The organism is Azotobacter chroococcum, assembly GCF_004339665.1.
In the GTDB taxonomy this organism is placed as follows: Bacteria; Pseudomonadota; Gammaproteobacteria; order Pseudomonadales; family Pseudomonadaceae; genus Azotobacter; species Azotobacter chroococcum.
Genome location: NZ_SMMU01000038.1, coordinates 20,084 through 29,188, shown reverse-complemented (window position 1 = coordinate 29,188; position 9,105 = coordinate 20,084). Strand labels below are relative to the sequence as shown.

Sequence of the window (9,105 nt, the reverse complement as noted above, 5' to 3'; positions counted from 1 at the left end):
GAGGTGATTCATCGCCAGTCCTGGAAGAACCGCGAGGCCGTGGAGCTGGCCACGCTGACCTGGGTGGACTGGTACAACCACCGTCGACTGCTGGAACCGATCGGCAACATCCCGCCGGCGGAAGCTGAAGCGGCGTATTATCGACAACTCGACGAGTCCGCCCTGGCGGCATGACTCACACCAAAGAGCCTCCGAGATTCCCGGGGCGGTTCATTCGCCGTACTGGTTCACCAGTTGCCGGCTGAATTGATGCAAGGCGTCCCTGTGGCGGTTGGCGATCCTGGTGTGGATCTCCAATTCGAGCTGGCTGCGCGAGGCCTTGCCGAAGCTAGCCGCCCTGCAGCGCCAGTCGGTGTGGCGCTCTCCGCTAACGGAACTGTCCCAACAGATGAATCGTCTGCACCAGCGGATAGATGACCGAAGCCGTGTTTATTTCTGCCAGCAGACGCCGGTGCCGGCGCTGACGCGGTGCGCTGATAGCCAGCCCTTATGGTGCTGCAACCCAGAACTTGACCCCTGAAGCGCTCTCTACAACCACCGAAGCGGTTTAGTGGAGGGAGAGTCATAGGTGGAGTGCGTCTGGCAAATGGATATGATTCAGTTCAGGAATTTCTATAAAAAACTCATTAAAACCAGAACTTGTCCTTTAAAAACTCAATAACCTTATTATCATCTCAACAACATCCATTCACGACCGAGACCGCAATGAACGTTCAGACTGAAATGCCGGAAGAAGGTGCTAATTTCGTTGATTTCGACTCCCTGCTCTATCCGCCTCAGTTCGCAGCCGAATGCTTTGGCCTGACGACCCGAAGGTTAAAAGACATTGAAGAAGAAAATGGAATCGAGATTCGCCGGGTACCTCGTGGCACCGCCACGGCCAGGGCCTATACGCTCGATGACATTTTCACAATCGCGGCCCTGCGCCGGGCAAAGGGGTATGCCAAAGGCTTGCAGAGGCAGATCGTGGTTTCCACTTTTGTTCAGAAAGGTGGTACTGGGAAAACCACTACGGCAGTCAACTTTGCCATTTATCTTCAGCTGGCCGGCCTGAAAACGCTCATTATCGATAATGATCCCCAAGGCGACTCGTCGTGCATGCTTGGCTACGACCCAGATTTGAGTGATGCAGACCTGAAAGTCATGGGAATTCCTGCTGACCGCCTTGTCGATGGTCATCTCGGTAACCTTGTTAGCCCTCTGCTTCGAATGCGCCCATTCCCAAGCAAGACCCTCAATGAGGTAATTAAAAAGCCCTTTGGTGAAAACGGTGTTCACCTCATTCCATCCGATGGTTACTTGGACGATCTTGGCGTTGCCCTGGATGCCGCGAACAATAGCGACTTCTGGTATGCGCAATGGATTGAGGCTGGCAACACAGGAGGACTGCCTGACTGTGATCTTTCCATCTACGACGTCATCATCTTTGACAATGCGCCTGCTGCATCCAGGTTAACCAAGAACTCCGTCGCTGCCTGCGACCTTCTGCTGTGTCCTATTCGTATGGACAAGTTTTCCTTCCGTGCGTTGATGCGATTACACGATTGGGTGGTTCGCTTTGCGCAGGACTATAAGCGCTCTCCTGCGCTTGCGGCTTTGCCGACAATGTTTATCAAAAACCGTAGGCGCCTTCTCGAGAACCTGGTGCTTCTCAATGAGCTTTTCCCTGATCGGGTTACGGACGAAAGGCTCTACTTTTCCGAGGATTACGGTAAAGCCCTGGACCAAGGGATTCCATTGCTTCTCTGGAAAGGGGCGACATCCAAAACATTCGAATCTGCCAGGACTGTCTTCGGTGAGATCCTCGAGCGTATGCGAGCGATAGCATGATCCAGGGAGCGTTCAAGGTGTTGCTTGAAGCGGCGCTGTTAGCCCTGTCGGGGTGTTGCTTGAAGCAACACCCTTACCCCCGAGTGACCTGTTGCTTCAAGCAACAGCTGGACATGGAGAATTTTGAGTGAGATCTGACGACTATCCAGGCCGTAAAAGAACGGCAGGAATGGTGGGGCTAAGGATGCCAGCAACTGCACCGCAACCGACGGAGCAGGTATCAAGAGCTCAAATGCTTGCCATGAGCAAAGAGGATGATGGCCCTGCTGAGACTGCTGTAGAGCTCGTGGCCAAAAGTGAGTCACAAACGACTTTGGTTGAGCTCCCTGTCGAGGCGATCAAGGCATCCCCCTACCAGCCACGTCTGACACTCAATGAGGCTGCCATCGAGGAGCTGGCGAACTCGATTCAATCCATCGGCCTGGTCAAGCCTTTGATTGTTCGCCCCATCGAGTCGGGTGAGTATGAGCTGATCGGTGGAGAGCGGCGTTGGCGAGCCCACAAACTTGTGGGGCTCAAAACGGTGATGGCTTACGTTCGTCCAATGAGCGATGCCATGGCGAAAATTCTGGCCCTCACGGACAACGAGGGGCAGGAGCCACTGACAGAATATGAGCGTGGCCGCAGCTACGCTCATATTCTGTCCTCTGGGGATGAGTCCAGTCAGCGTGCCTTGGCTAGGCGATTGGGCGTGAATGTTTCCATTGTCAGCCGTTGCCTGCTTCTTATGGAGTTGCCAGAGGAGGCACGCAAGATTCTGGACAAGAGCCCTGGCCTGATCGGCGGCCTGAAGGCCAAAGAGTTCATTGAGTTTGGAAAAACACATCCTGAACTGCTGCTGAAGGCGATCACCTCGATGCGCGATGAGGGCCTCAGCCAGGTGCAGGCCCTACGCTGGATCAGCAAAAAAATTTCCGAGCAGCAGGGTAATCCGGATCTGTCGAGAGTCGTATCGAAATCATTCACCGGGCTCGGGACAATGAAAATTGACGGGCGCAAAATGGAATTTCGCTGCGAAAAGAATGTGAACATGGAGGCGTTCAGTGAACAGCTGGCCGCGTTCCTGGAAACGATCAAGCCGGATAATCTTCAAACCAACGAATAGACGCGTTTGCCAAGAACAGGGTTGTTGAGGATAGCGGAGAGTCCTTTGATATCTTCCCCGCCTTAAAGGGCGGGGCTCCCATGATTTGGCGGCCATGGCAGGCCACGATAATCTTTCATGACGTGTTCACTTACGCGGTCGTAAGTGACCCCATCGAAAGGAAAAGCTGAGAGATCAAAGCTTCGAAACTGGCCGATAGGCAGGAAGCCTGAAAGCGGGAGACGAAACGGCAAAACCACCAGAAACCCCAACCTGCCCTTGGGAGATGAAACTGCAGAAACCCTTCGTTGACCACAGAGCGGTCTCTTCCCCGAGAGCCACTCCGATACTATTTGGAGACGTGGGAGAGTAGAAGTCTGAAACTGAACGGGTATTGTGCCAGCCGATTGGGGGCGGGAGATGAAGCTGCAGAAGTTCCTCGAGCACCACAGAGAACTCCTGCCCTGAGGCCGAGCCGGTTAAGTCGAGAGGAAAGCGTGGGAGATCAAAGCCGCGAAACTGGTCGATAGTCACGCAGGAAGGCTGACACCAGAAGGTGAAACGATGAATTCCGGGGGATAATCGGGAAGAGCAGGGAGCTACAACCGCTTGGACAGAACTCCTTGTACTTGGCCAAGTCTGGTTTGGATAGGCCAAGCGTTCATTCAAGAAGCGTGGTTGCCAAGCTGGCTTGCCTGGAGGGGAGGCGGTCAGTATTCGGTGTTCCGATAGGTTGAGGCGACATTCGCTTCCTCGACCTTATTGGGTGAAATTTCCTCGGTCTCCCGCCGACGACTGGATAGGAAGAGATCCCGGTTGGGTAAAACCTCTATCCGGCGCTTTTCATCAGGTCGCTTGGCTTGACGCGCATTACGATCGAAGTTTTTCAATTCCCTCACCTCGAAAGTATTTTCTCCAGCCATGACGAACATTGGCAGGTTGGCGTGGATCATCGCGTCATAGCGTGAGCTGTCGGTGAACCACAGCATGGCACGCGGATGAGGCGCCACCGACTTTCGCTCTGTAAGTACTTCAGAGTCGGCCATGTTCACCAGAGTGCGCAACTCTAGGAATTCTGGGGTTTCTTCGATCTGCAGACCTTCGCGACTGGCTCTAGCTTCGACACTTGCCTGAAGTGTTTCGCGCACCTTGGCGGTGGAGACCCTGCCGGTGGCGGTGGTGTGGCCTGCCCAGGTGAAGGTGATCAGCCGCGGGGCTCCTTCGAAGCACTGGATGTGGCGCAGCAGCTGCTTGGTGTTGAACTTGGCACCCAGTGCTCGGCGCATGAGACGGGGGCGGGCGGCCGGCACGAGATTGAGCTCGAGGCGCAGTTTCTCGATGGCTGCAGCCACTTCATCCTTGAGCGCGTTGATTTGGCGGACCTTTTCCAGGAGCGATTCGCTGACTACGAAGTAGCCTGGCAGGCGCATGACGGTACCCGGGGCTTGGCCGAGGTCGCGCTCGAATTCAACCAGTGCCATTTGTGTCGCTGCCACGGCTTCTTGCCCAACCAGGCGTTCGACCTGGATGGTATCGGGGGTCCGCTGTTCGGTGAGCAAGGGGAGCCGCCAGACCATACCTGAGACAACGTGGTCGGGCCAGATGAGGTTGAAGTCGTGCAGTGCGCCGCGCAGTCGGGCAAATGTGCTCTGGATCTCTTCGTACATGGAGGGGCTCCTTGGCTGATAATACCATCCCTACATATTTAATCTTAGCATGCCCCCTCACGCCTGACCCGTTTGGCTGTTCTTCCTGCCTGGCCAGCTTTTTTCTTGCTTCTTTCTCTTCTTTCTTCTTCTTTTTTCTTGAGTTGTGGGGAGAAGGAGGGGAGGGAGCTGCTTTAGGTGGGAAGCCGGTTGGGTAATATAGGGATGGTATTATCATGCAGGAGAGTCTGTTTCTGATCCGCTTGGTCCTCCAATCTCGGCAAGAGACTCCAGATGTCGTCCAAGCTGTTTGTCACGGACTATGGCCTGATGGCCCACCTGCAGGAACTGAGTAACCGTCTTCCGAGTCACGGTTGCCATGTAGAGGAAGCGGCGAATCTCGAAGCGCCCGCCCTGAATGCGGCGTCGCCCGCGGCTCGTGCCCGAGTCGTTGGCCATCGGCGCTACCCCGACGAGCGCGGCGATCTGGCGCTGGTTGAGCCGTCCGAGCTCAGGCAGTTCAGCAATGAGGGTGGCGCTGGCCAAATCCTCACGGCGCCTTGTGCATGCGCACTCGGTTGAGCCGGGGCGCGTAACCGTTCGGGCTTCAGGAAGACCAGCACAACAGCCGTGCGCTCTTTACTCAGTCACGGGCTCCAATACCCCAGCGGCTAGAGCATTTTTTGAAAACACGAATTCGACATACAGGGGTTGCTCTTCCTGGTCATTTCGGTCCTCCTCTCCCGCTCGAACAAGGAGAGTAGAATGGCTCGGGCATACAGTGCGGATCTTCGCCGACGCGTCGTCGACGCGGCCATGGGCGGGCTGTCGGCTCGGCAGGCCGCCGAGCGATTCGACGTCGGCACGGCGACGGCGATCGTCTGGGTACGGCGCTTTCGGGAAGGCGGGTAACTCGTCGCCCGCCGACAGGGCAAGCCCCGGGGCTTGCGGCTCGATCCCCATGCGGACTATCTGCTCGGCCTGCTTGAGCAAACCCCCGACCTGACGCTGGCCGAGCTCGCCGCAACCCTCGAGCGGGAGCGCGGTATTCGGGTCAGCCTGGCGACGGTATGGACGTTTCTCGACCGGCACGGCATGACGTTCAAAAAAAGACCGCGCATGCGGCCGAGCAGCAGCGGCCGGACGTCCAGGCAGCCCGACAGGAGTGGTTCGAGGAACAACCCGGTTTCGACTGGCGCAAGCTGATCTTCGTCGACGAAACCGCCGCCGCGACGAACCTGGCCCGCCTGCGAGGCAGGGCCCCTCGCGGCGAGCGCTGCCTGGCCGCGGTCCCTCACGGTCACTGGAAAACCACGACCTTTACCGCCGGCCTGCGCGTGGACGGGCTAACTGCTCCGCTGGTGCTCGACGGCGCCATGAACGGCCTGGCCTTCCTGGCCTATGTCGGGCAGGTCCTGGTTCCCGAGCTGACGCCCGGCGATATCGTGGTGATGGACAACCTGCCGGCCCACAAGGTCGCGGGGGTACGCCAGGCCATTGAAGGCGCAGGAGCCACACTGCGCTACCTGCCTCCCTATAGCCCCGACCTGAACCCGATCGAGATGGCCTTCTCCAAGCTCAAGGCGCTGCTGCGAAAAGCGGCGGCGCGGACCGTGCCGGAGCTGTGGCAGAGCATTGGCGAGGCGATCGGGCAGTTCTCGGCGCAGGACTGCAGGCACTACTTCGAGGCAGCCGAATATGAATCGGGATAAGGTAAAAATGCTCTAGCGCATGACGCCGAAGCGTTCATGCGTAGGATGCGCGGCAGTTTTGCTCAATTGCTGGAATAGGCCAAGTCTACTTGTTCGAGTTCAAGGTGGTGGAGCTGGTGCCCGAAGGCAAGGCACTGCAGCAGATCCGCGAGCGCGGTTATGCCGAGAAGTACCACACACCGATTCACCTGATCGGCGTGGAGTTCAGCCGCAAGAGTCGAAGTGTGGTGGGGTTCGAGGTAGAGCCTACTGACCACTTCGCGCAAGTAGACGTTGGTGAGATCCAAGGCTAGCGGAGTAGGGAAACAGCTGGCCGGGTTAAAATTTACGGTACAAGGTTGGGCACTTTGCTCAGATCAAAACGGTCACAGATCTGCTTGAGTTCACCCCCCTAGTAAGAACCCTTCTGAGCAGGAAAGTGGCGAGCGGAGCAGCTGTCTTGGAAGGCTGCTGCAAGTTTGCAATTGGTACCCACCAAGGCATCCGAATGGGCTGCCTGCAAAACATCAAGCCAAACAAGGATTGTTGAATGGTTATATCGACACTAAGCAGTAACGTAACGCTCTCCACGCCTCGTGCGGCCACCGGCAAGGTGCTCGTGGATAACAAGAGTGCCTACAGTCCTAACGACAACGACCAGAACATCGAAGCCATGCTTGTGCAACCCGACGGCAAGGTTCTGCTGCTGGGCCGCAGCTTCTACGGTTACGAAACCGTCATCCGGCTGAAGACCGACGGCACCCTCGACACCGATTTCGGCAATCTCGGCAAGGTCTCCAGCGACTGGGGTAGCAGCCTGTCCCTGCAAGCCGACGGCCGTATCCTGGTGGCCGGGTTCAACGCTGACCATGACTTCGGTGTGATCCGCCTGAACACCGATGGCAACCTCGACACCAGCTTCGGCGAGGGCGGCAAGGCCGGCGTCGATTTCGACGGCGGAGGCCTTGCCCGTGTCGTCGTCGTTCAGACCGACGGCAAGATCCTGGTGGCCGGCTCCGGCGACAACGACTTCGGCGTGATCCGCCTGAACGCCGATGGCAGCCTCGACAGCGGTTTTGGCGACCTGGGCAAGGTCATCATCGATATCGCCGGCGGCGAGGACCAGGTCGACAGCCTAGTCGTACAGCCCGACGGCAAGATCCTGGTGTCGGGCTCCAGCTACAACCCTGCCACTGGCGGCTGGGACTTCAGCGTGATGCGGTTGAATACCGATGGTAGCCTCGACACTGGGTTCGGTGACCTCGGCAAGGTGGTCGTCGATCTTGGCGTGACCCACGTAAGCGACGACAAAAGCTACGGTCTGTTCTTGCAAGACGACGGTAGGATTCTGGTCGCAGGCACTGGCTACTATGAGCACTACCTTAGCCAAAACAGCTACTACGAGGACTACAGCTTCGGCGTGGTCCGCCTGAATGCCGATGGCAGCCTCGACAGCAGTTTCGGCGACCAAGGCAGGGCTGTCGTTGATCCCGCGGGGGTCTACGATGCAAGGAGCGATGCCATGGTACAGCCCGATGGCAAGATCCTCCTATTCGGCGGCGGCAGCTATGAGTACCAGAACACCATAACCCGGTTGAACGCCGATGGCAGCCTCGATACCGGCTTCGGTAACGATGGCTTTGTCACTTCCCCCTCCAGTGATGAGCGCTATTCCAGACTCGCCATCCAGCCCGACGGCAAGATCCTACTGGCGGAAGGGCACTTCACCGCCGAATCAAGCACCCTGGAAGATGATGAGCCCTCGGGGGAGTGGGATTTTGGCGTGATCCGCATGACTGCCGACGGAAGTCGCGATACGAATTTCGGCGACCTGGACGATGGCATCGTTTTCATCGAAGGTGGCGACAGAAACGATGAGCTGATCGGCCGCCGTCACGCCGACATCGACGAACTGCTCCTCGGCAAGGGGGGCAATGACATTCTGAACGGCGGGGGCAATGCTGCCTTTCTCGGCGGCGACGACATCCTCGATGGTGGTGCCGGGCGCGACAGTTTGACCGGCGGCGACGGCGCCGACCTGTTCCGTTTCTCGAATCGGGCGGACAGCTACCGTACTGCCAGCGAAGGCTTCGCCGACCAGGTTCACGACTTCGACCCCGACGAAGATCGTATCGACCTCTCAGCGCTTGGCTTCACCGGCCTGGGCGACGGCTACAACGGCACCCTGGCCGTGCAGGTAAGCGGCGAGCGCACCTACCTCAAAAGCTTCGAGGCGGATACCGAAGGAAGGCGTTTCGAGGTAACTCTGAACGGCGACTTCGGCGACCTGCTCGACGGCGGTCAACTGATTTTCGCGCCGCAGTTCCTTGAGGGCAGCACAGTCGGCGAGCACCTGAGCGGCACGCGGCTGGCGGAGATCCTTGACGGCGCGGGCGGTGACGACCGCCTGCACGGCGCCGGCGGCGACGACCTGCTCGATGGCGGCTCCGGACGTGACCTGCTGATCGGCGGCAGCGGCGCCGATGTATTCCGCATCGCCAGCCGCGAGGACAGCTACCGCACTGATAGCGAGAGCTTCGCCGACCGAATCCGCGACTTCGACCCCGACGAGGATCGCATCGATCTCTCGGCGCTCGGCTTCACCGGCTTGGGCGACGGCTACAACGGCACCCTGGCCGTGCAGGTGAGCGGCGAGCGCACCTATCTAAAGAGCTTCGAGACAGATGCGGAAGGACGGCGTTTCGAGATTGTCCTGGATGGCGACCATGGCGATCTTTCTACCGAGGATTTCCTCTTTGCCACACCGGTGGCGGACTTCGAGTTGATCGGTGTCGCACAGTCTGAACAGGTTGTCTGTGGATGAGTCCTCAGAAACACCGTTTCCCCCTTACCA

Annotated in this window: 5 protein-coding genes and 3 pseudogenes; 6 read left to right on the top strand and 2 right to left on the bottom strand. The window is 58.1% G+C overall.

The window, feature by feature from the left end; translation table 11 throughout:
- The 3 genes and pseudogenes from EV691_RS19880 to EV691_RS19865 all read left to right on the top strand — a co-directional run.
- A pseudogene (locus EV691_RS19880) lies at positions 1-174 on the top strand (IS3 family transposase); the annotation flags it as partial.
- Positions 175-705: 531 nt separating this feature from the next.
- A complete protein-coding gene (locus EV691_RS19870) occupies positions 706-1,830 on the top strand; it encodes an AAA family ATPase (RefSeq protein ID WP_131299660.1) in 1,125 nt (374 codons plus the stop codon).
- A 232-nt stretch (positions 1,831-2,062) separates the two neighbouring features.
- Positions 2,063-2,935, top strand: a complete 873-nt coding sequence (locus EV691_RS19865) for a ParB/RepB/Spo0J family partition protein (protein WP_207390228.1) — start codon at positions 2,063-2,065, stop codon at positions 2,933-2,935.
- 689 nt (positions 2,936-3,624) lie between these two features.
- On the opposite strand, the gene EV691_RS19860 is transcribed toward EV691_RS19865, so the two are convergent.
- Positions 3,625-4,581 (bottom strand): DNA replication terminus site-binding protein, encoded by a 957-nt coding sequence (locus tag EV691_RS19860; protein ID WP_131299663.1) that lies wholly within the window; start codon positions 4,579-4,581, stop codon positions 3,625-3,627.
- A gap of 300 nt (positions 4,582-4,881) precedes the next feature.
- Positions 4,882-5,106: pseudogene (locus tag EV691_RS19855) on the bottom strand (transposase); the annotation flags it as partial.
- A gap of 219 nt (positions 5,107-5,325) precedes the next feature.
- Between EV691_RS19855 and EV691_RS19845 the strand changes: the two are divergent.
- The 3 genes and pseudogenes from EV691_RS19845 (at position 5,326) to EV691_RS19835 (ending at position 9,075) form a co-directional block, all read left to right on the top strand.
- Positions 5,326-6,272 (top strand): annotated as a pseudogene (locus tag EV691_RS19845) (IS630 family transposase).
- A gap of 89 nt (positions 6,273-6,361) precedes the next feature.
- Positions 6,362-6,565 (top strand): PD-(D/E)XK nuclease domain-containing protein, encoded by a 204-nt coding sequence (locus EV691_RS19840; protein ID WP_242672594.1) that lies wholly within the window; start codon positions 6,362-6,364, stop codon positions 6,563-6,565.
- Between the two features lie 236 nt (positions 6,566-6,801).
- Entirely contained in the window at positions 6,802-9,075 is a 2,274-nt protein-coding gene (locus EV691_RS19835; protein ID WP_131299666.1) for a M10 family metallopeptidase C-terminal domain-containing protein, read from the top strand.
- Positions 9,076-9,105: the final 30 nt, after the last annotated feature.

Bases quoted from the DNA above. Each gene is read 5' to 3' on its own strand.
- EV691_RS19870 (WP_131299660.1), top strand. From the start codon at position 706: ATGAACGTTCAGACTGAAATGCCGGAAGAAGGTGCTAATTTCGTTGAT.
- EV691_RS19865 (WP_207390228.1), top strand. From the start codon at position 2,063: ATGCTTGCCATGAGCAAAGAGGATGATGGCCCTGCTGAGACTGCTGTA.
- EV691_RS19860 (WP_131299663.1), bottom strand. From the start codon at position 4,581: ATGTACGAAGAGATCCAGAGCACATTTGCCCGACTGCGCGGCGCACTG.
- EV691_RS19835 (WP_131299666.1), top strand. From the start codon at position 6,802: ATGGTTATATCGACACTAAGCAGTAACGTAACGCTCTCCACGCCTCGT.